The organism is Pseudomonas bharatica, assembly GCF_048586865.1.
Taxonomy (GTDB): Bacteria; Pseudomonadota; Gammaproteobacteria; order Pseudomonadales; family Pseudomonadaceae; genus Aquipseudomonas; species Aquipseudomonas bharatica.
On sequence record NZ_JBMAWR010000027.1, the window covers coordinates 58345 to 78648 of the forward strand.

At 64.2% G+C, this 20304-nt stretch carries 17 protein-coding genes, 1 tRNA gene and 1 pseudogene; 9 read left to right on the forward strand and 10 right to left on the reverse strand.

The window, feature by feature from the left end:
- Positions 1–13 precede the first annotated feature (13 nt).
- The gene (locus ACKLLE_RS23500; protein WP_376699757.1) at positions 14–769 is read right to left on the reverse strand and encodes a methyl-accepting chemotaxis protein; all 756 of its coding nucleotides are present in this window, start codon (positions 767–769) and stop codon (positions 14–16) included.
- Positions 770–871: 102 nt separating this feature from the next.
- Positions 872–1738, reverse strand: a pseudogene (locus ACKLLE_RS23505) (cache domain-containing protein); the annotation flags it as partial.
- Between the two features lie 136 nt (positions 1739–1874).
- Between ACKLLE_RS23505 and ACKLLE_RS23510 the strand changes: the two are divergent.
- The gene (locus ACKLLE_RS23510; protein ID WP_420059212.1) at positions 1875–2063 is read left to right on the forward strand and encodes a co-regulatory protein PtrA N-terminal domain-containing protein; all 189 of its coding nucleotides are present in this window, start codon (positions 1875–1877) and stop codon (positions 2061–2063) included.
- On the opposite strand, the gene ACKLLE_RS23515 is transcribed toward ACKLLE_RS23510, so the two are convergent.
- The 4 genes from ACKLLE_RS23515 to ACKLLE_RS23530 all read right to left on the reverse strand — a co-directional run bounded on the left by ACKLLE_RS23515 (position 2064) and on the right by ACKLLE_RS23530 (position 7314).
- Complete coding sequence (locus ACKLLE_RS23515; RefSeq protein ID WP_420059213.1) at positions 2064–4199, reverse strand: TonB-dependent receptor; 2136 nt, start codon at positions 4197–4199, stop codon at positions 2064–2066.
- A gap of 166 nt (positions 4200–4365) precedes the next feature.
- Positions 4366–5166: a class II aldolase/adducin family protein gene (locus ACKLLE_RS23520; RefSeq protein ID WP_064304049.1), complete on the reverse strand. Its 801-nt coding sequence runs from the start codon at positions 5164–5166 to the stop codon at positions 4366–4368.
- 22 nt (positions 5167–5188) lie between these two features.
- The gene (locus ACKLLE_RS23525; RefSeq protein ID WP_064304050.1) at positions 5189–6133 is read right to left on the reverse strand and encodes a D-isomer specific 2-hydroxyacid dehydrogenase family protein; all 945 of its coding nucleotides are present in this window, start codon (positions 6131–6133) and stop codon (positions 5189–5191) included.
- A complete protein-coding gene (locus ACKLLE_RS23530; protein ID WP_420059214.1) occupies positions 6130–7314 on the reverse strand; it encodes an acyl-CoA dehydrogenase family protein in 1185 nt (394 codons plus the stop codon). The genes ACKLLE_RS23525 and ACKLLE_RS23530 overlap by 4 nt, the downstream gene beginning before the upstream one ends.
- Before the next feature lie 244 nt (positions 7315–7558).
- Between ACKLLE_RS23530 and ACKLLE_RS23535 the strand changes: the two genes are divergently transcribed.
- The 3 genes from ACKLLE_RS23535 (at position 7559) to ACKLLE_RS23545 (ending at position 10624) form a co-directional block, all read left to right on the forward strand.
- Complete coding sequence (locus ACKLLE_RS23535; RefSeq protein ID WP_064304052.1) at positions 7559–8536, forward strand: ABC transporter substrate-binding protein; 978 nt, start codon at positions 7559–7561, stop codon at positions 8534–8536.
- 18 nt (positions 8537–8554) lie between these two features.
- On the forward strand, positions 8555–9511 hold the full coding sequence (locus ACKLLE_RS23540; protein ID WP_420059215.1) for an aliphatic sulfonate ABC transporter substrate-binding protein: 957 nt from the start codon (positions 8555–8557) through the stop codon (positions 9509–9511).
- A 75-nt stretch (positions 9512–9586) separates the two neighbouring features.
- Positions 9587–10624 (forward strand): NADP(H)-dependent aldo-keto reductase, encoded by a 1038-nt coding sequence (locus tag ACKLLE_RS23545; protein ID WP_064304054.1) that lies wholly within the window; start codon positions 9587–9589, stop codon positions 10622–10624.
- 111 nt (positions 10625–10735) lie between these two features.
- On the opposite strand, the gene ACKLLE_RS23550 is transcribed toward ACKLLE_RS23545, so the two are convergent.
- Positions 10736–11317: a TetR/AcrR family transcriptional regulator gene (locus ACKLLE_RS23550; protein WP_420059216.1), complete on the reverse strand. Its 582-nt coding sequence runs from the start codon at positions 11315–11317 to the stop codon at positions 10736–10738.
- 421 nt (positions 11318–11738) lie between these two features.
- On the opposite strand from ACKLLE_RS23550, the gene ACKLLE_RS23555 reads away from it, so the two are divergent.
- From ACKLLE_RS23555 to ACKLLE_RS23570, 4 genes are all read left to right on the forward strand, one after another.
- Positions 11739–13364: a methyl-accepting chemotaxis protein gene (locus ACKLLE_RS23555; RefSeq protein ID WP_420059217.1), complete on the forward strand. Its 1626-nt coding sequence runs from the start codon at positions 11739–11741 to the stop codon at positions 13362–13364.
- Positions 13365–13775: 411 nt separating this feature from the next.
- Positions 13776–14546, forward strand: a complete 771-nt coding sequence (locus tag ACKLLE_RS23560) for an autoinducer binding domain-containing protein (RefSeq protein ID WP_420059218.1) — start codon at positions 13776–13778, stop codon at positions 14544–14546.
- A 1723-nt stretch (positions 14547–16269) separates the two neighbouring features.
- Positions 16270–16920, forward strand: coding sequence for a methyl-accepting chemotaxis protein (locus tag ACKLLE_RS23565; protein WP_376699751.1), 651 nt, complete (start codon positions 16270–16272; stop codon positions 16918–16920).
- A gap of 191 nt (positions 16921–17111) precedes the next feature.
- Positions 17112–17185, forward strand: a tRNA-Cys gene (locus tag ACKLLE_RS23570).
- A gap of 263 nt (positions 17186–17448) precedes the next feature.
- Here ACKLLE_RS23570 and ACKLLE_RS23575 read toward each other — a convergent pair.
- Both ACKLLE_RS23575 and ACKLLE_RS23580 read right to left on the reverse strand, forming a co-directional pair.
- Positions 17449–17685: a hypothetical protein gene (locus ACKLLE_RS23575; RefSeq protein ID WP_009407315.1), complete on the reverse strand. Its 237-nt coding sequence runs from the start codon at positions 17683–17685 to the stop codon at positions 17449–17451.
- 60 nt (positions 17686–17745) lie between these two features.
- Positions 17746–18420 carry a polysaccharide lyase family 7 protein gene (locus ACKLLE_RS23580; protein ID WP_064304059.1) on the reverse strand — a complete coding sequence of 225 codons (675 nt, stop codon included), beginning with the start codon at positions 18418–18420 and terminating at the stop codon, positions 17746–17748.
- Between the two features lie 195 nt (positions 18421–18615).
- Between ACKLLE_RS23580 and ACKLLE_RS23585 the strand changes: the two genes are divergently transcribed.
- A complete protein-coding gene (locus ACKLLE_RS23585; protein ID WP_420059219.1) occupies positions 18616–18798 on the forward strand; it encodes a hypothetical protein in 183 nt (60 codons plus the stop codon).
- 92 nt (positions 18799–18890) lie between these two features.
- On the opposite strand, the gene ACKLLE_RS23590 is transcribed toward ACKLLE_RS23585, so the two are convergent.
- Positions 18891–20300 carry an efflux transporter outer membrane subunit gene (locus ACKLLE_RS23590; protein WP_420059223.1) on the reverse strand — a complete coding sequence of 470 codons (1410 nt, stop codon included), beginning with the start codon at positions 20298–20300 and terminating at the stop codon, positions 18891–18893.
- Positions 20301–20304: the final 4 nt, after the last annotated feature.

Sequence of the window (20304 nt, forward strand, 5' to 3'; positions counted from 1 at the left end):
CGCCGCCCGTTCCTTATATACGGAACTGCTTCACCAGGGCCCGCAGATGCCCTTCCAGCGCCGACAGGCTTTGCGCCGTCTGCGCGCCCTGGCGGGTCTGCTCGGCGACACTGTCCACGGCCTGGGCGATCTGGTGCACGCTGCGGTTGATTTCCTCGGCCACCGCGGTCTGTTCCTCGGCGGCGCTGGCGATCTGCGCGTTCATCGAACTGATGGTGCCGATCAGCCCGGCCATGGCATCCAGCGACACGCCGGCCTCGCTGGCCTGGTCGCGGGTGCTGTCGCCGGTCTCGCAGGAGTGGCGCATCGACTCCACCGCCGAATGAGTGCCGGCGGTGAGGCGGTCGATCATCACCTGGATTTCCTGGGTGCTCTGCTGGGTTCGGCTGGCCAGGCCGCGCACCTCGTCGGCGACCACGGCGAAGCCACGCCCGGCCTCACCGGCGCGCGCCGCTTCGATGGCGGCGTTGAGGGCGAGCAGGTTGGTCTGCTCGGCGATCGAGCGGATCACCCCGAGCACGCCGACGATGGACTGTACGTCCTGCTGCAGGCTGTCCAGTGACGTGCCGCTGCCACGAATGTTCTCCACCAGGGCGTGAATGCGCTTGATACTGCCGTCCACCACCTGCCGGGCCTGCTGCCCCTGGCTGTCGGTTTCCTGCGCGGCCTGGGCGGCGTTCTGCGCGCTGTGGGCGACTTCCTGGGCGGCGGCGGACATCTGGTTGATCGCCGTGGCCACCTGGGTGGTTTCGTGGCGTTGCGCTTCCATGGCCTGCTCCGAGCGCCGGCTCTGGCTTTCCACGGCCTCGACCAGGCTCGACAGTTCGCCGCTGACGTCCACCACCTGGCGCACCAGCCCCTGGATCTTCTCGACGAAGCGGTTGAACGAGCCGGCAAGCTGGCCCAGCTCGTCATTGCCGGCGCGCAGACGATGGGTCAGGTCGCCGTCGCCGGCGGCGATATCGTCGAGGTTGTCCTTCATCGCCTTGAGTGGCTTGAGCAGGGTGTTGCTGAGCATCAGCCCGGCAATGCCGAGGATCACCAGCAGCACCGCAGCGATGGCGAGGATGCTGGTGAGGATCGAGTCGATGCGGCGGTCGATCTCGGTGCGCAGTTCGGCAATGCGCAGTTCGATGTTGTCCAGGTTCACCGCCGTGCCCAGGGCCATGTCCCATTTCGGCAAGTAGAAGCTGTAGGCCAGCTTGGGCACTTGCACGCTTTCGTTGCCGGGCAGCGGCGAGCTGTAGCTGACGTAGTGGCTGCCGTCCTTGGCCACGCGCACCAGCTCGCGGTTGATGAACACGCCGTTGACGTCCTTGCGCTCGCTGAGGTTCTTGCCCACGTCCACCGGGCTGTCGCCGCGGAACAGGCGGACCACGGCGGAATCGTGGGCGAAGAAATAGCCGTCCTTGCCGTACTTGATCTTCGACAGCAGGGCGATGGCCTCTGCGCGGCTGGCCTGGTCGCCGTTGGGGGCAGCGTCGTACAGGGCTTGCACCGAGCCGACGGCGATCTGCATGTAGTGTTCCAGGCTCTGCCGGCTTTCGTTCAACAGGCGTTCGCGGGTCTGGCTGATTTCGCTTTCGGCAAGGTTGCGCAGGATCCGGTCGGCGGCGCCACTGATGACCAGGGCGAATACCAGGACGGGGAGTACGGCGAGCAACAGCAGTTTTGTTTTTAGAGTGAGCTGCATCTTCGGGTCCTCAGTGACGACACAAGGCGAGGGGAGGTAAAGCATTCATCGGCCCGGCCCGGAAAACCTGAAGCGCAATCATCCGCCATGCAGGCGACGCCGCGCTTAATTGCGGGTTAATCGCTGCTTCGCACAATGCCCGGGCAACGGTTTTCCATTACCCAGGCAAAGGTGCCATTCCATGTCGATGTTCAAAGCTGCAACCCTTTCCATCCTTTTCGTCCTGCCGGCCCTGGCTCACGCCGAAGGCGGCAGCGACCGTGTCGCCCAATGGCATGCGCAGTTCCAGCAGGCACGAAAAGAGGCGCCGCAGCAGGCGGTAGCCGACAAGAAAGCCGAGCGCTCGGCTACCGAAAAGCGTGATTCCTGACTACAGGTCGTAACGCACGCTCAAGGTGATGGTCCGCGGATCGTTCACCGCGTAATACGCCGTGCTGCTCGCCGCCGAATAGGCAATGCTCTGCGGATAGGCGCGATTGAGCAGGTTCTTCACCGCCAGGGTGGTGGTCCAATGACCATCACCACTGCCGTAGCTGGTGGTAGCGTTCCAGAAGCTCTGCTGCGGCACTTCGTAGATATCGCCATTCACCGCATTGGCGTACGACTTGCTCTGGAACTGCCAGTCGGTGCCGGCCACCAGCGCTCCCGGCAGGTCCACCGGTACCGTCCAGTTCAGCCCCAGCGCCAGGTTCCAGCGTGGCGCGAAGACCATCCGGTTGCCATCGGCATCCACGCCGGGCCCCGCCGCGTTCTTGAAGTCGTCGTACTGCGCCTCGAGGTAGCCGAGGTTGGCCTTGAGGGTCAGGTCGCGGCTGAGCAGGGCGGTGTTTTCCAGTTCCACCCCGTAGCTGTGGGCACTGCCGACGTTGGTGCGCAGGTTGGCGCTGATCGCCGGGTCCCAGGCGTTGGTCTGCAGGTCCTTGTAGTCGTTGTAGAACACCGCGACGTTGCTGCGCAGGCGGCCACCCAGGTAATCGCCCTTGAGCCCGGTTTCATAGGTGATCACATTCTCCGGATCGAAGCCCTGCAACGCCGCCAGGCGGGTCGGTGCGCGGTTGTCGAAGCCGCCGGCCTTGAAGCCCTTGGCGACGTAGCCGTACTGGGTCAGTGCGTCGCTCCAGGCATATTCCAGGCCCAGCTTGGGGCTGAAGGAGGCCCAGCTTTCGCTGGTTTCGGCGCTGAAGTTGAGGCCGGTGATCTGGCGCTGCCTGGTTATTGCGTAGTTCTGGTAATCGAAGTTCTTGTGCTCGGCGGTGTAGCGCAGGCCGGCGGTCAGGGACAGGCGGTCGGTGAGCTTGTAGGTGCCCTGGCCGTAGAGCGCGTAGCTTTCGGTATCGGTGGTGCTGTACTGGCCGCTGGCGTTGACCCGGTCGGCAGCCACCGAGTAGGTCAGGCTGTCGCGTTCGGCGCGGAAACGCTCCTTGTACAGGTAGGCGCCCAGGGTGAAGTTGAAGCGCTCGTACTCGCCGTTGAGCTGGAATTCCTGGGTGGCATAGCGCTGCTTGTAGTGGATCAGGTTGTTCTGCGTCGGCGAGGCGTTGCCGACGTTGGCCTCGCCGGAGTTGTCGTAGTCCACCGGCTGGTCGAAGGCCGACCAGGCGGTGACCGACTTGAAGCTCAGTTGATCGTCGAACCGGTAGATCGAACGCAGTACGGCGCTGCCCTGGTCGAGGCGGTTCTTCGGGTCGAGGCTGCTGTAGGTCTTGAACTTGTCGAAGTGGCCGTTGCTCGGGTCGAAGGGCGTGTAGCTGGTGGTGTCGCCGCGGTCGAAGGTGCCGGCCAGGGTCAGTTGGGTATCCCAGGCCGAGTCCACCGGGGCCAGGCGCAGCTTGCCGCGGTAGGACTGGATATCGACGTTGTTCACGTCCTTGTGCCGGGTACGGTTGTACACCGTACCGTCACGGCTCAGGCGCAGGGCCGAGAAGCTGGCGAACAGGGTGTCGTCGACCAGCGGGCCGCTGACCAGCAGACGGCCGTTGCGCGCCTCGTAGTTGCCGGCGCCGAGCTCTACGAAGGCGCGGGTCTTCTGGTCCGGATCGCGGGTAATCACGCGGATCGCCCCGGCGGCGCTGTTGCGCCCGTACAGGGTGCCCTGCGGCCCGCGCAGGACCTCGACGCGCTCGACATCGTTGAAGTCGAGCATCGAGGAAATCGCCCTGGGGATGTACAGGTCGTCGGCGTAGACGGCGACGGCGGCTTCCTGGATCGGGTCGGTCTCGCCGATGCCGCGGATGCCGTAGGTCTGGGCGCTGTAGGAGATCGACTGGCGGGTCAGGGTCAGGTTGGGCACCCGGCCGGACAGGTCGCGGATGTTGTTGATCTGCTGGTCGCGCAGGGTGGTTTCATCGAAGGCGCTGATGGCCAGCGGGGTTTTCTGCAGGTTTTCCTGGCGGTGCTCGGCGGTCACGGTGACGCTGGGGAGGCGTTCCTCGGATGCGGCGAAGGTGGTCAGGGGGAGGGACAGCAACAACGGGGGCAGAGCGTGGCGCAAGGCGGGTTTGGGCATGTTGGCATCCTGCTTATGGGTATGGGGTTCCTCCCTGGGTTGGGGTCGGTCAAAAGTTTTCGTGAGGGCAACGCGAGCCCTGTGGGAGCGGGTTTACCCGCGATTGCGGTAGTGAATCCACAATTGCAATCGCGGTTAAACCCGCTCCCACAAGGGCCGCCCAAGATCAATGTTTGTAATCATCTCCTTCGCGATCCAGCTGCCGGATCAACGCATCCCAATGCCGCTGGATTCCGGGGCTGTTGCCATCGATGAACGCCGCCGTCTGCTGCTTGACCTTCTCGATCGCCGCCTCCGGGGCGAACAGCAGGTCGGCGTTGCCGCCGGCCTGGGCCGCGATCTGGATATTGCAGGCGCGCTCCAGCCCGTGCAGTTCGCGGAAGGCATGTTCGACGCTGATGCCACCGGTCAGCAGCCCATGGTTGCGCAGGATCAGGATATTGCTCTCGCCCAGGTGGGCCACCAGCCGCTCCTGCTCGTCCAGGTCCAGGGCCACGCCTTCGTAGGTGTGGTACGCCACCCGGCTGTAGTAGGCCAGGGCATGCTGGGACAGCGGCAGCAGCCCGTCGCGCTGCGCCGACACTGCCGCACCGTCGCGGGTATGGGTGTGCAGCACCGCCTTGAGGTCCGGGCGGGCGCGGTGGATGGCGCTGTGGATCACATAGCCGGCCTGATTGATGCCCAGGCCCAGCGGGTCGTCGATGAGGGTGCCGTTGACATCCACCTTGACCAGGTTGGAGGCGGTGATTTCATCGAACAGCAAGCCGAAGGCATTGATCAGGAAATGCTCCTCCGGCCCCGGCACCCGGGCCGAGAAGTGCGTGTAGATGTGGTCGGTCCAGCGAAACAGCGCGGCCAGGCGATAGGCGGCGGCGAGCTTGACCCGGACCTCCCATTCCTCGGCGCTGACCCGCTGGCGCACGCTGTCGAGATCGGATTTGACGGTTAGAGCGGAAACGGCAGTCATTGCAGTACTCCCAAGAAGACGATCAGTAGCCGCGCTGGTGATCCACCAGGTTGCGCAGCGGTTGGCCCTGGTGATAGCGGCGGAAGTTCTCGACGAAGTCCACGGCGAAGCCGCGCACCCCGTCGGTGGAAAGGGCGCAGGTGTGCGGCGAGATGAACACCCGCGGGTCGCTGTACAACGGGTGACCCGCCGGCAGCGGCTCGGGTTCTGTGACGTCCAGGGTGGCCCGACCGATGCGTCCGGCGTCCAGCGCTTCGAGCAGCGCCTGCTGATCGAGCAGGCCGCCGCGGGCGATGTTGATCAGGTGCAGGCCCGGCTTGGCACTGGCCAGCACGTCGCGGCCGATGATGCCGCGGGTCTGGGCGGTCAGCGGCGCGGCGAGCACCAGGTGATCGGACTCGGCGAACAGTTGGTGGATGTCCGCTACCGCTTCCACCGGTACACCGGCTTCCAGTGGCTGGCCCGGACGACCCAGGGCGATTACCCGCAGGCCCAGCGCCGTGGCCTTGGCCGCAAGGCTTTTGCCAATGCTGCCCAGGCCAAGAATGCCCAGGGTCTTGCCGCGTACCGGCTGCAACGAGGTGAAGTGCCAGTCGTCGTCCTTGACCCAGATGTCAGGCAACTGCTTGGCGGCGGAGAAGATCGCCGCCAGGGCGAACTCGGCCACCTGTTCGGCGTTGCTGCCCTTGCCGCTGGTCACCGGCGGGCCCTGGAACAGCCAGTCGGGGTAGAAGTCGATCCCCGACGACACCAGTTGCACCCAGCGCAGCGACCAGGGCCAACCGCGCGGCGCTTCATCGACCCGGCGGCCACGGACGTTGACCGGACGCAGGATCACCACGTCGGCGCGCTCGGCATGGAACTGCTCCGGGCTCAGGTCCAGCACCCGGTGGCCGGGCAATTGCTGGCGGATGAATTCGTTGGCCTGCTCATCCAACTGGCTGGCGATCACGCTCACGGTGCTCATTGGGCGACTCCTGCATCGAGGGCTGCACGACCGGTGCCATGGAACACCACGTCGTCCTGCGGGGTGTGGACGCGACTGCACAGCACGTCGCGGTAATGCCGTTCCAGCGGGTTATGGCGCGACAGGCCGGGGTTGCCGGTGGCCTCGATGGCCAGTTCCACCGCCTGGATGGCGTTCTGCGTCACCAGTTGCTTGAGCTGGCCGGCGTTCTGCGCCGGGACCAGGCCGGCAGCGGCGGAATCGAGCAGGTTGCGGTTGGCGAAGAGCAGGGTATCGATGCGCCCGACCCGCTCCTGGAAGCGCGGCAGGCTGGCCAGCGGCTGACCGAGGTTGGACGGGGTGCGCTCGCGCAGGAAGGTCACCAGCCAGTCGCGGGCGGCCTGGGCCACCGCGTCATAGATGCTCGACAGCAGCACCGACATCCATACCAGGCTCTCGCCGTCCAGCTCCGGGCGTGGCGCGCTGGCCGGGCTGACCGCGACGGCGTGGTCCAGCGGCAGCAGCACGTTGTCGAACTCCACCCGGTGGCTGCAGGTGGCGCGCATGCCGAGGTGATCCCATTCATCGACGATGCGGATGCCCGGGCTGTCCTTGTGTACCAGGAAACCGCCCACCAGCGGGTCGGCATCGTCGCTGCGGCCCCACACCAGGTACCACTCCAGGCCATGGCTGCCGGTGGAGTAGAGCTTGGTGCCGGACAGTCGCCAACCTTCGGCGGTACGTCTTGCCACGGTTGCCGGCAGTCCGCCGCGGGCCGGGGTGCCCAGTTCGGGTTCGACGCGGAAGGCATTGATCAGCGCGCCTTTCTCCACGGCCTCGCGGGCCAGGCGTTCGCGCAGGTGCGCCGGCCAGCGCTGGTCGTCCTGCAGGCGGAAGTGCTGGAGGTACTGCATCACCAGGATCAGCGCGGTGGACGGCTCGCCCTTGGCCACCGCCGCCACCACCTTGCGCGCCGTCGGCAGGTCGGCACCACCACCGCCCAGGCTTTTCGGCACGGTCAGGCCGAGCAGGCCATGGCGCTGCAGCAGCGCGAAGTTGGCGGCGGGAAATTCGCCGCTGCGGTCGAAACCGGCGGCGCTGGCGGCGAGTTCGCGGGTAATGATGGCAAGGACCGGGTCCAGGGCATCGTCTGGCGGCGTCGGCCGGTGCAGCGGAACGGTATTGGCGGAAGACTGGCTCATCAGGCACTCATTTGCATAAGACGGCAGGGCTTATGACCGTATGCGTGGAGAGTGCCTCTGTAAAATTCTTTCTGGTTCTAAGCTAATCACGGGATTGAAAAATTGTTCGCATATTAGGTTATGACCAAAATGCATTTCACTGATTATTCGCGACTCGCTACAGTCGGCCTACATTCCGCGTCGCACAGCGGATGGAACCCGGAACCTGACAACAGGCTGAGATCCAGCCTCAAGGAGCGTCGCGATGATCCCCTTCACCCGAATCCTGGCCCTCGGAGCGGCCTTGCTGCTGGCCGGCCCGGCCTTCGCCGCCGACCGCCTCGAACTGCGCATCGGCGACCAGAAAGGCAATATGCGCGCCCAACTGGAAGCCGCCGACGGTCTCAAGGACTTGCCCTACGATATCCGCTGGGCCGAGTTCCCTGCCGCCGCACCCTTGGCCGAAGCGTTGAATGCCGGGGCCATCGATGCCGGCATCATTGGTGATGCGCCGCTGCTGTTCGCCCTGGCTTCCGGAGCGCAGGTCAAGGCCATCGCGGTGAACAAGTCGGACGCCTATGGCACCGCAGTGCTGGTGCGGCCCGATTCGCCACTGAAAAGCGCGGCGGACCTCAAGGGCAAGCGCATTGCCACGGGGCGCGGCTCCATCGGCCATCACATTGCCCTGAAAGCCCTGGTCAGCGCCGGTCTCAGCGAGAAGGACGTGGAGTTCCGCTTCCTCGGCCCGGTGGATGCCAAGGTCGCCCTGGCCAATGGCTCGGTGGATGCCTGGGCCACCTGGGAGCCCTACACCGCGTTGTCCGAACTGACCGGGCAGGGCCGCGTGCTGGTCAATGGCCGCGGCCTGTCCAGCGGCAACGGTTTCCTCGCCGCCACCGACAAGGCTCTGGCCGATCCGGCCCGGCGCGAGGCCCTGCAGGATTACCTCACGCGCCTGGCCAAGGCCCAGGACTGGGCTTACCACAACCTCGACAGCTACTCGAAGACCCTGGCGCAGATCATCGGCTTCCCAGTGGACGCCGCACGCCTGCAATTCGAGCGGCGCAAACTGCACTGGCAGGCAGTGGATGCGCAAACCGTCGCCGAGCAACAGGAGACTGCCGATTTCTACCAGGCCCACGGCCTGATCGCCGGCCGCCTCGACGTAGCCCCGACCTTCGCCAGCGGCTTCGTATTGCCAGCCACCGTACAACTGACCCAGCAACTGAACCAGAAGCCCTGAATTCCGGAGCCTGCACCCATGATCCCGCTCAAACGCCTCTACCAACTCGCCGCCGCCGTGGTACTGGGCGCCAGCCTCGCTGGCACGGCCAGCGCCGAAACCCTGCGCATCGGCTACCAGAAATCCTCGACCCTGCTGACCCTGCTCAAGGCCCAGGGCACCCTGGAGAAAGACCTCAAGGCCCAGGGCATCGACGTTACCTGGCACGAGTTCGCCAGCGGCCTGCCGCTGCTGGAGGCGCTGAACCTGGGCAACGTCGATGTTTCGGCGGACGTGGCCGACACCGTGCCGGTGTTCGCCCAGGCGGCGGGTGCCAAGCTGGTTTACTTCGCCCGCGAAACCCCGTCGCCCCTGGCCCAGGCCATCCTGGTGCCGGCGGATTCGCCGCTGAAAAGCCTGGCCGACCTCAAGGGCAAGAAGATCGCCGTGACCAAGGCGGCCGGCAGCCACTACCTGCTGATCCAGGCCCTGGCCAAGGCCGGATTGAACTTCAATGACATCCAGCCGGCCTACCTGATTCCGGCCGATGGCCGCGCCGCCTTCGAGAACCGCAAGGTGGATGCCTGGGTGACCTGGGATCCTTTCGTCGCCAGCGCCCAGCGCCAGCAGCATGCGCGGGTGTTGAGCGATGGCCAGGGGCTGTCGAACTACCAGCGCTATTACCTGGCGTCCAGCGATTACGCCAAGTCTCACCCGCAGGTGCTGAACACCCTGTTCACCGCCTTGAGCGGCGCCGGCAAGTGGATCAAGGCCCATCCGACCGACGCGGCCAAGCTGCTCGGACCGCTCTGGGGCAACCTCGATGTAGCGACGGTCGAGCAAGCCAACGGCCGACGCAGTTATGATGTGCAACCGGTGCAGGCCGACAACCTCGCCGAACAGCAGCAGATCGCCGATGTGTTCTTCGCCCAGGGCCTGCTGCCGCGCAAGATCGACGCCAGCGCCGTGGAGCTGTTCAAGCCCGTCGCGCGTTGAGGTCGTAACCGGATACAGGCCGCTGGAGCCGTTCGGGGCGCCAGCGGCTTCGCCGTTTCTAAAAAGGAGTGCTTCATGGAAAAGCGTCAACTCGGCAACAGTGGCATCCAGGTCAGCGCCATCGCCCTCGGCACCATGACCTGGGGCGAGCAGAACAGCGAGGCCGAGGCCTTCGAGCAGATCCAGGTGGCCCGCGAGGCCGGGGTCAACTTCATCGATACCGCCGAAATGTACCCGGTGCCGCCTATCGCGAAGACCTATGGCGAAACCGAGCGGATCATCGGCAACTACTTCGCCCGCTTCGGCGGCCGCGAGCACTGGGTCCTGGCGAGCAAGGTGGCCGGCCCGCATCGGATCGAGCATATCCGCAACGGCGATGCCCGCCTGAACCGGGCCAATATCACCGCGGCCCTGGAAGACAGCCTCAAGCGCCTGAAGACCGACTATCTCGACCTCTACCAACTGCACTGGCCGGATCGGCAGACCAACTTCTTCGGCCAGCTCGGCTATGTGCACGATGCCGCCGACGAGCCCACCGCCATCGAGGAGACCCTCGACGTGCTGGACGACCTGGTCAAGGCCGGCAAGATCCGCCATATCGGCCTGTCCAATGAAACCCCGTGGGGCGTGCATCGCTTCCTGCACCTGGCCGAGACCCGCGGCTGGCCGCGCGCGGTATCGATCCAGAACCCCTACAGCCTGCTGAACCGCAGCTACGAGGTGGGCCTGGCGGAAATGTCGATTCGCGAGAAGGTGGGGCTGCTGGCGTACTCGCCGCTGGCCTTCGGCGTGCTCTCGGGCAAGTACCTGAACGGCGCACAACCACCGAAGGGGCGCCTGACCCTGTTCGATCGTTTCCAGCGCTACAACAACCCGCAGGTGGAAAAGGCCACCCAGGGTTACGTGGCGCTGGCCCGGGCCCATGGCGTGGATCCGGCGCAACTGGCGCTGGCCTATGTCACCAGCCGGCCGTTCGTGACCAGCAACATCATCGGCGCCACCACCCTGGAGCAGTTGCACAGCAACCTGGCCAGCGTCGAGGTGAAGCTGACCGAGGAGCTGCTGCAAGGGATCGAGGCGATCCACGTGCAGCAACCGAATCCGGCGCCTTGATGTTTGCTTGCGGTGGCTGCTGAGGCCCCGTCGTCGGCAATCGGATCGCCGCTTGGCTGGCTTGTGTCCTTGGTCTTTATTCAGGACTAAAGATACAAGCCGGCGTTGTACTCAAGCCGGCACCGCCGCACCCTGCGGCAACAACCATTCCGCCATCCGCTGGCTGCGCTCCAGCCTCTGCTGCTGGGTGTCATCCCCATGCAGCAGCGACAGGCTGATCTGGTACGCATAGATCAGGTACGCCCGATCCTGCGCCTCATCCGCCGGCGCCCCGGCCTGGATCAGCAAGCCCTCGATGTAGTTCAGGCGGTGACTGTCCACCTCGTCGATCGCCTGGCGCGCCTGCTTGTCGCGCCGCGCCCAGGCGCGGATGCCCAGTTCGATCGCCGCCGCGTCCTTGGCCGTCTGCCCGTAGGACGGCAGCTCCAGCAAGCGCTGCAACCGCTTCAAAGGCGACACATGGGCATTTCGCAGATTGAGGATCACGTCCTCGGTCGCTCGCGCCCGCCAGGTGCCGAGGATGCCTTCGAGCAGTTCGCCGCGGCTCTTGAAGTGGTAGTAGAAGCTGCCGCGGGTGATCTTCAGTTCCTTGGCCAGGGTATCGACCCGGACCGCATCGACGCCGCTGCTGACCAGTACGTGCTGCGCGGCATGAATCCAGTCTTCGCGGGTGAGATTGGTGCGTGATGACATCGTGTAGGGCCTTGTTGATCGAGCTGGACAGGCGCAGGAGGGGCAAGCGTGGAGCGAATTCCCCCGGTTGATGAAGTACATGGCTTTAGGCGAGTCTTCGGGATTTTGCACGTTTCCACGTAGTGTGAGTTGACACACGTCAAAAGCCTCCTTTGCAGGAAAATGCAGGGCTGTATGTCAAGAGGAGATCCCCTGCCATAGGGCTCCGCCCTGGGGGTCCAGACCGCGGCCCCGTAGCGATCAGTGCCTGAAGAACGATGCAGGGCAGTTTGCCATCATCTGGCCGCTTCCGTAGAATGCTTACCCCATAAATCAGGCCTGCGACCTGACCAGAAAAAGCCTTTGTGTGCACCACGCCCTCCATTGCCGGCGCCAGCGCGCCGTGCCTGTGGGCTCCAAGGCTTTATTCGAGGAACGGTCAATGCGGGTCAGAAATCTCTCCATCGGTGCCAGGGCCGGGTTCGCTTTCGCAATCCTGGCGGTGCTTGTCTTGCTGCTGGGTGCGGTCGCCATTTTCGAAGCCGAGAAAATGGATTCCTCGACCAAGAAGATCACCGGCTACTGGCAGCCCGGCAGCCATGCCCTGGCCGAAGTCGGCCTGGCCCTGGGCCGCACGCGGGCCTTGACCCTGCGCTCGATCCTGCAGCGCGACCCACAGGAGCGCCAGCGCACCCTCGAGCTGATCAGCGAGCGCCAGGCAGAGATCAGCGGCAACCTCGAGTCCTACCAGCAAAGCATCGACAGCCCCCGCAACCGCGAGTTGTTCGAGGCATTCAAGACTTCCTACGACCAGTACTCCGGGCTGCAGCGCCAGCTCCTCGAGGCCGTGCGCGGCGACCGCACCGAAGAGGCTATCGACGTGCTCAACGGCCCTATCGTAGCCCACGCCGACGCCATGATGAACGATCTGGGCGAGCTGATCCGCTACAACTACGACGGCCTGCTGGAGTCGGGGCGGATCAGTGGCGAGGCCTATGACCGTGCCATCGTGATCATGGCCGCGACCCTGGTGGTGATCCTCCTGGCGATGATCGCCATCGCTGCGGTGCTGACCCGCAGCATTGTCCTGCCGCTGCATGAGGCCGTGGTGGTGGCCGACCGCGTCTCCCACGGCGACCTGACCCAGGAAATCAACGTCTATGGCAAGGACGAACCGGCCCTGTTGCTGGAGTCGATGCGCACCATGCAGGAACGGCTGCGTACCACCTTGCGTCAGATCGCCGAGTCCTCCGATCGCCTCGCCTCGGCGTCGGAAGAGCTGCATGCAGTAACCGACGACACCAGTCGCGGCCTGCTGCAACAGAGTGCCGAGATCGAGCAGGCGGCCACGGCGGTCAATGAAATGACCGCTGCCGTCGAGGAAGTCGCGAGCAACGCGGTGACCACCTCCGACGCCTCGCGTCGCGCCGACGACACCACCCAGCACGGCCGGGCGCAGGTCGACCAGGCGCTGGCCTCGATCCAGAGCCTGGTCAGCGACGTTGGCGACACTGCCCAGGAAGTCGAGGACCTGGCCAACCACGTCAACGATATCAGCCGGGTGCTCGATGTGATCGGCTCCATTGCCGACCAGACCAACCTGCTCGCCCTCAATGCCGCCATCGAAGCGGCCAGGGCCGGGGAGGCCGGGCGTGGTTTCGCCGTGGTGGCCGACGAAGTGCGCGCCCTGGCGCACCGCACCCAGCAGTCCACCGAAGAGATCGAGCAAATGATCGGCGGTGTACAGGCCGGCACCCACCGGGCGGTCAGCACCATGCACAGCAGCCAGAGCCAGGCCAGCCAGACCCTGGTGGTGGCGCAGGCAGCGGACGAGGCGCTGAAGGTCATCGCCGAAGCCATCGCCGCGATCAACGAGCGCAACCTGGTGATCGCCAGTGCCTCGGAAGAACAGGCGTCGGTGGCGCGCGAGGTGGATCGCAACCTGGTGAATATCCGCGACCTGTCGATGCAGACCTCGGCCGGGGCCAACCAGACCAATGCGGCGAGCCAGGAGCTGTCGCGCCTGGCGGTGGAACTGAATGTGATGATTTCCAAATTCAAGGTGTGACATTTCGCTGAAGCGACTCGGAACCTGTGGCAACTGGCAAGCCAGTTTCCACAGGTTCCGAGCCAGCCGCAGATTTTATGTTCGACACTGACCTTGTGGGAGCTGGCTTGCCAGCGATTGGCCCGCCCAGACAGCATCGTCGCCTATGCCGGCCTCATCGCCGGCAACGCCGGCTCCCACAAGGTCCGGTGAAAAAGTTCCCATCGCGCGACGTGCGGCATTTCCCTTTGGATCTGGCGAAGACCCCTATCCCAGAGCCTCCGCCGAGCGCAAAACATCCTTTCGATATATATCCAAAAGCCTGTTGTCGGCGCTTCGGCTCGCCACTAGCCTCAACCTGCTATCGCTCATATATCCGTCACCCAAGGCGCATCCGGGAGGGACCCTCGCGCTTATTACAAGAGGTGCACCATGCCGTTAAGTGCCGATGTGTTGCATGTCCTGGCACGAGAAGTCTCTCCCAATCTGCGCTTCGGCATGCTGCACGGCCTGGTCGTGCAGTTGGGGTTCGATTTCTTCGGATTCACCTGCTGGACCAGCTTCGACCCGCGCCCGATGTTCTGGAGCACGTGGCCGGCGGGGTGGATCCAGAAGTACAAGGCGAGGAAGTTTCTGGAGGTCGATCCCCGGATAGAGCATTGCCGACGCTCCATCCTGCCGATCAGCTGGAGCGAGGATCTGTTCCGTTCCGCCCCGGGGCTGTGGGATGAAGCGCAGGCTTTCGGGCTGTGCCATGGCTGGTCACAGGGTTCGCATTCGGAAGGGGTGTTCAGCGTTCTCGACGTCGCCCGGGAAAAAGGGCCGATTTCCGACCAGGAATGGTATGAGAAGGCCGGCCAGGTCCTGCTGTTGTGCAACCTGATCCATATGCAGCAGGTTGACGAGCTCAAGCGCAGGATCGAGGCGCTCAACCTCAGCACCCGCGAGATCGAAGTGTTGCGCTGGTCGGCCATCGGCAAGACGGCGGAGGAAGTGGCCGGGATCCTTAACCTGTCGGAATCGACGGTCAACTTCCATGCGCGCAACAGCATCGTCAAGCTGGGGGTGCAGAACAAGGTGGCCGCCATTGCCAGGGCGGCGCAACTTGGCCTGTTCATCACCCGGGAAGACAGGCGGGTGGCCGATGAGCCGACACCGTTCCAGCGGCGCTCCAGTGACTGGGCGCTGGCCAGCAGCGCTTGAGCAACGCGTTGAAATTGCACCGTTATGATGATCAGGAAGGCGAAACCGCTCGCATTTGGGGCAATTCGCGCTCGTCCGGGTGAGCGTTTCAACGGGTTGCGATCAGCGGAGATGGCACAAAGCCAGTTTTACCAGTGAATTCGTTAGCTAGCTTTGCTCTTGGCCTGGTAGTTGCCTCACAAAATCCATTGGAATGTCGCCATTGGAGAGGTGTATGTCGCTATCAAGCAACTCCATGCTGTTATCCGCCGAAGAACGTCGTTGGTTACCCTGGTTCGGCAAGACCGGCAAGCTCGCCATGGGCTGGGCCTGTCGGGTCAACCGTGGGGCTTATCCGGTGATTGAGCAGACCTTCGAAGCCATCGCCGAAACCCGAGTCAAGCTGCTCAATGGCTGGGCCCTGGAGCAGTGGGAACACCTTGCCGAGCTGGCTCAAGGGCTGGGCGAGCCCGGAGCCATCGACGCCCAGGCCCTGCAGGACAAACTGCAACAGGCCGAGGACTTTTCCGAACTTTTTGTCGTCGACAGCACGGGCAATCTGCTGGCCTCGACCTGGAACGGCGCGCAATCCCGTTCCCTGAACCCGGCAGCGCTGGCCGAAGGGTTGAAGGCACCGTTTCTCCACGGCCCCTACAGCGATCCACTGACCCTGGCCATCGGCCCGTCCTCGTCGCGTTTCCACGACGAGGTGACGCTGATGTTCTACCAGCCCCTGAAAGTCGACGGGAAAATCCTCGGCTGCCTGTGCGGCAGGGTGCCCAACGACGTGCTCGGTGATCTCATCCAGCGCGAGGCCGGGCATATCTTCGCCGAGTCCGGGGACAACTACCTGTTCATGGTCCAGTCGCGCTTCGACCGCAACCTGCAGCCGGGTGTGGCGTTGTCGCGTTCGCGCTTCGAGGACGGCACCTTCAGCCATGGCGAGAACCTCAAGAGCGGCGTGCACACGCCCTGGAAGACCGTGCGGGTGCAGCGCCACACCGAACTCGAACTGCGCTTTACCGACCCCGCCACCGAGCAGCTTCATCCTGGGGTCCGGGAAACCATCCGCAATGGCTCGAACCTGTTCGTCACCTACCCGGGCTACTCCGACTACCGGCACATTCCAGTGGTGGGCAAGGGCGTGACCTTCCAGTTGCCGGGCTCGCCGGACCGCTGGGGCATGATGTGCGAGGCCGACCTGGAAGAGGTCTACCGCCGCCGTTCCCTCAGCTACGGCCTGATGAAACCCTACTTGGCCACCATGCTCGGCCTGTTCGCCTGCAACTATGGTGTGCAGCACTATAGCGGGCTGTCCCAGCATCTGATCGACCTCTGCGAGGCCGCCAGCCTGATGATCGCCGCGCTGGTGTTCAGCACCCTGGGGCCCAAGCGCCTGGCCGCCCGCCTGACGGAAATGACCGGGGTCATCCGCGCCATCGCCGAAGGCGAGGGCAACCTGCGCCAGCGACTCGACCCCACGCGCATGGCCAACGACGAAACCGGCGACATGGGCCGCTGGATCAACAGCTTCATCGACCACCTCGACTCGGTGGTCGGCCAGGTGGTCAAGGCCAGCCACAGCGTCGGCACCACCAACCAGATGATGATCGGCCGCAGCCGCAAGGCCAGCAGCACGTCCATGGAGGTGGCCGACGCGGTGCATCGCATGATGGTGATCGTCGAGGAGCAACTGGGTGAAATCCAGCAGGCCTCCGCCGGTGCCGAGCAGATGAAGCAGGCCATGGACGAAGTGGTCGAGCGTGCCCGCGAGCAGTTCCTCACCGTGCGCCAGGGCACCCAGTCGATCCGCGACGTGGTCGAGCGCTCGGCGGCCAGCGTGCAACTGCTCGACAGTCGCATGGCCGAGATCGGCAAGATCAGCGGGCTGATCAGCGACATCACCAACCAGACCAACCTGCTGGCGCTCAACGCTGCCATCGAAGCGGCCAGGGCAGGGGAGCACGGACGCGGATTCGCCGTGGTCGCGGATGAAGTCCGCAGCCTGGCGGCACGTACCTCCAGCGCAGCCGAAGAGATCCGCCTCACGGTCGAAAGCCTGCAAGGCGAAACGCGCAAGGCGGTCGGTTTCATGGAGGATGGCGTGCACAACGTCGACCAAAGCCTCGGCCTCGCCGAACAGGCCTCGTCGGAAAACGTGCAACTGCACCAGGCGGTGGAAAACATGTTCCAGATCATCCAGCAGCTCAACCAACGCAGCCTCGACTATGGGCGGACCATCAAGGAAGTGGACCAGTCCTCCCTGGAGATGCACCAGACCGTCAACGTCCTGCATGCCAGTGCCGAAACGGTGCGCCTCAATGCCAACAAGCTGCAGAAGCTGGTGGGCCTGTTCGAAGTCTCCAGGAGCGGTGGCCAGCGCGAAGCGGCTTGACCGCCGGCGCGGAGCAGGGCGCCGAGCCGACGCGAAGCGCCCCTGTCCCCGGCCAGAAAGTTTTTTTAAATCAGGGGGTTGCCAGCATCCGGGAATGTGGACATAATGGCGTCCATCGAAAGCGACGAGAAATAAAAAATCTCAGCGTTTTCAACGAGTTAGGGAGATCGATAGATTTCCGAAGCTCATGAGGCCGAGTAGCAAAGTGGTTATGCTCCGGATTGCAAATCCGTCTACGCCGGTTCGATTCCGACCTCGGCCTCCACTATTCGAAGCCCCGCAGATTAACGTCTGCGGGGCTTTTTAGTTTGCGCGAAATGATACCGGAGTTCCGAAACTTTGAGGGTAAAGTTCCGAAACTCTGTCATTTCGACGGCTTCGCGATGGACGGAAAAGGGGACGACGGAAAAGGGGACAGATTTATTTTCCAGGCCGGACGTCTGAGCCGAGTGAAAAATAAATCCGTCCCTTTTTTCTTCAAAAAATAAATCCGTCCCTTTTTTCTTCACTCGAGCTACTGAATAACCCTCACCCCTCCGGCGCCACAACTCCGCAAACAAACTCATCCGTTCCTAGCCGATGAGACCCGAACTCCACAACATAACCAGCACCCCGTCGCTGCGCCTCCGCCCTTGCGGTCCCCTGGTCGGCATACACATCGACGAAATGCCACGGATGCCGATCCCGCAACACGCCCCAACCAAGTACCCAACCGGGATTGTCAGGGTCCGCCGGAAGGTTTTTCGCCAGACTGCGAATAGTCATGCTGCGCTCCTTGACCAGGACAGACCCTGACACTAGCACCACGACGCCGAAAGCGCAGGCTCAGACGTGACTCAGCGAAAGGTCACTGATGACGCAAATCGACCCATCGTCAGCCGGCGTGGCATCCGTGTAGTCGATCTGGTTGTAAACGCCGCCATGAAATTCGAACAGGCGCACATTCCAGCTGCTGTCGAGCCGCAGATCCCCCGATGAACCAGAAGCCGTTCCCGCGACCACGCTGACATTGACCACGCCCTGCGCCGTCACGTGGATACTGACCTTGAACCTGGTTCCCAGCGGCACCCCCTTGAGGATCGTCGAGTTGACCGGATCCGCCTGGTCATAGGATTGCCGGAACCCCAGGGTGATATTGCCCTTGTTCCAGAACACCTTCACCGGCGGGCCGTCATCGCCCCGTACGTGCATCTGCGCAATCACCACCTTTTGCGCGGAATTGACCTTGGTCAGGGTCATTTCCTGCCTGTTCCAATGATCCCGGGCACTGGCCAGGGTCCAGTTGGTCGATTCGGTCCATTCGCAACGGGTCCTGCGCGTACTTTTGCTGGACGCACCCTTGGTCGGCGCGGAGAACTGGATCGAGCCGTCGCCGAGTACCTTGACCACGCTGGGGAACTGGGCGATCGCCGTTGCGCCGTTGACTTCCAGCGCGACGGGGTTGGTCGAGGAGACGGGCAGCGGTGTGGTGATTGTCAGATTGCTGATATTTACGGTCATGGGAACTCCTGACGATAAATTTCATTGGCCTGGCAGATTGCCTTCCAATCCTGAGGGAGACTTGCGCTTCCTTCCCTTCATTCGGCGGGTGGGTGCAGGGATGGTTCAGCCGGATGTATCGACGGCCCGGCAAGCGCGGCGCAGAGGCATTCTGTAGAATCGCCCGCTTGCACCAGACGACACCGAGGAGCCGCCGTGAGAGGCCTGGAAAAATTCGTATCGCTGCGCTTTGTCGCGCTGCTGGCATTCATCGCCCTTGGCGCCGCGCTGCATAACGCCGGGAAGGTCGGTTTCTGGGGGATGCTGGCGATCATGATGGTGCCCAATGTGTTTTTCGCACTGCTGCGGTCACGCAGGCCGGACGAAGGACGGCAATGATGCCCTGGTGCATAAAAAAGCCCCGCAAGGCCAAAAGCCTGCGGGGCAAAAAGGCTGGTGCGAACCAACCAAAGGAGCCTTGCCAAATCAGATCAGCGCGATGCAACCGCCTCGCTCTGCCAGCCACCACCCAAGGCCTTGTAGATCGCGACGATGCCGCGATACAGCTCGACCTCGCCCAGGGCCTGGGCATCTTCTGCCGCCAGGCGCTCGCGTTCGGCGTCCAGCAGTACCAGGTAATCCACCGTGCCTTCGCGATAGCGGATCGACGCCAGGTCGGCCGCCTTGCGGCTGGCTTCGCTCTGCTTCAATAACGAGACGAGGCGTTGCTGACGCTTGCCGTAGTCGCTGAAGGCGTTTTCCGATTCCTCCAGGGCCAGCAATACCTGCTGCTCGTAGGTCGCCAGGGCGCCTTCGGCTTCGGCATTGGCGCCGCGCAAACGGGCGCGCACGCTGCCCAGGTCGAAGGCCGGCCAGGTGATGCTCGGGCCCAGGGCCCAGGCCGAGGCTGCCGACGAACCCAGTTGCGAACCGCGCGCGGCGGTAAAGCCAAGGAAGCCGCTGAGGCTCACACGCGGGAACAGATCAGCAGTAGCCACGCCCACATTGGCCGTGGCCGCCGCCAGTTGCCGCTCGGCCCGGCGAATGTCCGGACGGCGTTGCAGCAGTTCGCCCGGGTCGCCGATCGGCAGCGCCTTGGCGATGGCCGGCAACTGCTTGGGCGACAGGTCGACACTCAGGGCATCCGGTCGCTGGCCGAGCAGGGTGGCGATGCGGTTGCGTGCGCGCACCTGTTCTGCTTGCAGTTGCGGCACGCTGGCCTCCACTGCCGCCAGGCGCGCATCGGCGCGCACCACATCCAGCTCGTTGCCGACCCCGGCTTCGCGCAGGGTTTCGGTGATACCGCGCGAATCCTGCTGGGTCTTCAGGTTGGCCAGGGCGATCTTCTCGCGTTCCTGGGCGCCGCGCAGTTGCCCGTAGGCATCCACCAGTTCGGCGATCAGGCTCACCTGCAACTGCTGCAGGTCGGCCTGGGCCGCCGCTTCCTGGGCTTCGCTGGCTTCCAGGCGGCGCTGGATGCGACCGAACAGGTCCAGTTCCCAGGCCATGTCCAGGCCCAGGTCATAACGTTCGCTGTTGACCCGATCGGTGGTCTGGCCAGGGATCTGGCCTTTGCCGAGGTCGCTGCTGGCGCGGCTGGTCACGGTCGGCAAGGCGTCGTTGTCTACGTCCTCGCGGATCGCACGGGCCGCCTTGAGGCGGGCGAACGCCACCCGCAGGTCACGGTTGCCGTTGAGCGACTGGCTTACCAACTGGTCCAGCACCGGGTCTTCGAACTGGTGCCACCAGGCGCTCTCGAAGCGGCTGCGGTCCAGGCCGGCCTGGCCGTCGCTGGCGGCCAGCTGGGCGGCAGCGGTGTCCGGTGCCTTGTAGTCCGGGCCCACGGCGCACGCGCTCAGGGCCAGCACCAACAGGCTCGGCAGCCACAGTTTGCTATTCATCTCT

Excerpts from the sequence above, each read along its gene's own strand:
- ACKLLE_RS23500 (WP_376699757.1), bottom strand. The coding sequence starts at position 769 with ATGGAAGCGCAACGCCACGAAACCACCCAGGTGGCCACGGCGATCAAC.
- ACKLLE_RS23510 (WP_420059212.1), top strand. The coding sequence starts at position 1,875 with ATGTCGATGTTCAAAGCTGCAACCCTTTCCATCCTTTTCGTCCTGCCG.
- ACKLLE_RS23515 (WP_420059213.1), bottom strand. The coding sequence starts at position 4,199 with ATGCCCAAACCCGCCTTGCGCCACGCTCTGCCCCCGTTGTTGCTGTCC.
- ACKLLE_RS23520 (WP_064304049.1), bottom strand. The coding sequence starts at position 5,166 with ATGACTGCCGTTTCCGCTCTAACCGTCAAATCCGATCTCGACAGCGTG.
- ACKLLE_RS23525 (WP_064304050.1), bottom strand. The coding sequence starts at position 6,133 with ATGAGCACCGTGAGCGTGATCGCCAGCCAGTTGGATGAGCAGGCCAAC.
- ACKLLE_RS23530 (WP_420059214.1), bottom strand. The coding sequence starts at position 7,314 with ATGAGCCAGTCTTCCGCCAATACCGTTCCGCTGCACCGGCCGACGCCG.
- ACKLLE_RS23535 (WP_064304052.1), top strand. The coding sequence starts at position 7,559 with ATGATCCCCTTCACCCGAATCCTGGCCCTCGGAGCGGCCTTGCTGCTG.
- ACKLLE_RS23540 (WP_420059215.1), top strand. The coding sequence starts at position 8,555 with ATGATCCCGCTCAAACGCCTCTACCAACTCGCCGCCGCCGTGGTACTG.
- ACKLLE_RS23545 (WP_064304054.1), top strand. The coding sequence starts at position 9,587 with ATGGAAAAGCGTCAACTCGGCAACAGTGGCATCCAGGTCAGCGCCATC.
- ACKLLE_RS23550 (WP_420059216.1), bottom strand. The coding sequence starts at position 11,317 with ATGTCATCACGCACCAATCTCACCCGCGAAGACTGGATTCATGCCGCG.
- ACKLLE_RS23555 (WP_420059217.1), top strand. The coding sequence starts at position 11,739 with ATGCGGGTCAGAAATCTCTCCATCGGTGCCAGGGCCGGGTTCGCTTTC.
- ACKLLE_RS23560 (WP_420059218.1), top strand. The coding sequence starts at position 13,776 with ATGCCGTTAAGTGCCGATGTGTTGCATGTCCTGGCACGAGAAGTCTCT.
- ACKLLE_RS23565 (WP_376699751.1), top strand. The coding sequence starts at position 16,270 with ATGGACGAAGTGGTCGAGCGTGCCCGCGAGCAGTTCCTCACCGTGCGC.
- ACKLLE_RS23575 (WP_009407315.1), bottom strand. The coding sequence starts at position 17,685 with ATGACTATTCGCAGTCTGGCGAAAAACCTTCCGGCGGACCCTGACAAT.
- ACKLLE_RS23580 (WP_064304059.1), bottom strand. The coding sequence starts at position 18,420 with ATGACCGTAAATATCAGCAATCTGACAATCACCACACCGCTGCCCGTC.
- ACKLLE_RS23590 (WP_420059223.1), bottom strand. The coding sequence starts at position 20,300 with ATGAATAGCAAACTGTGGCTGCCGAGCCTGTTGGTGCTGGCCCTGAGC.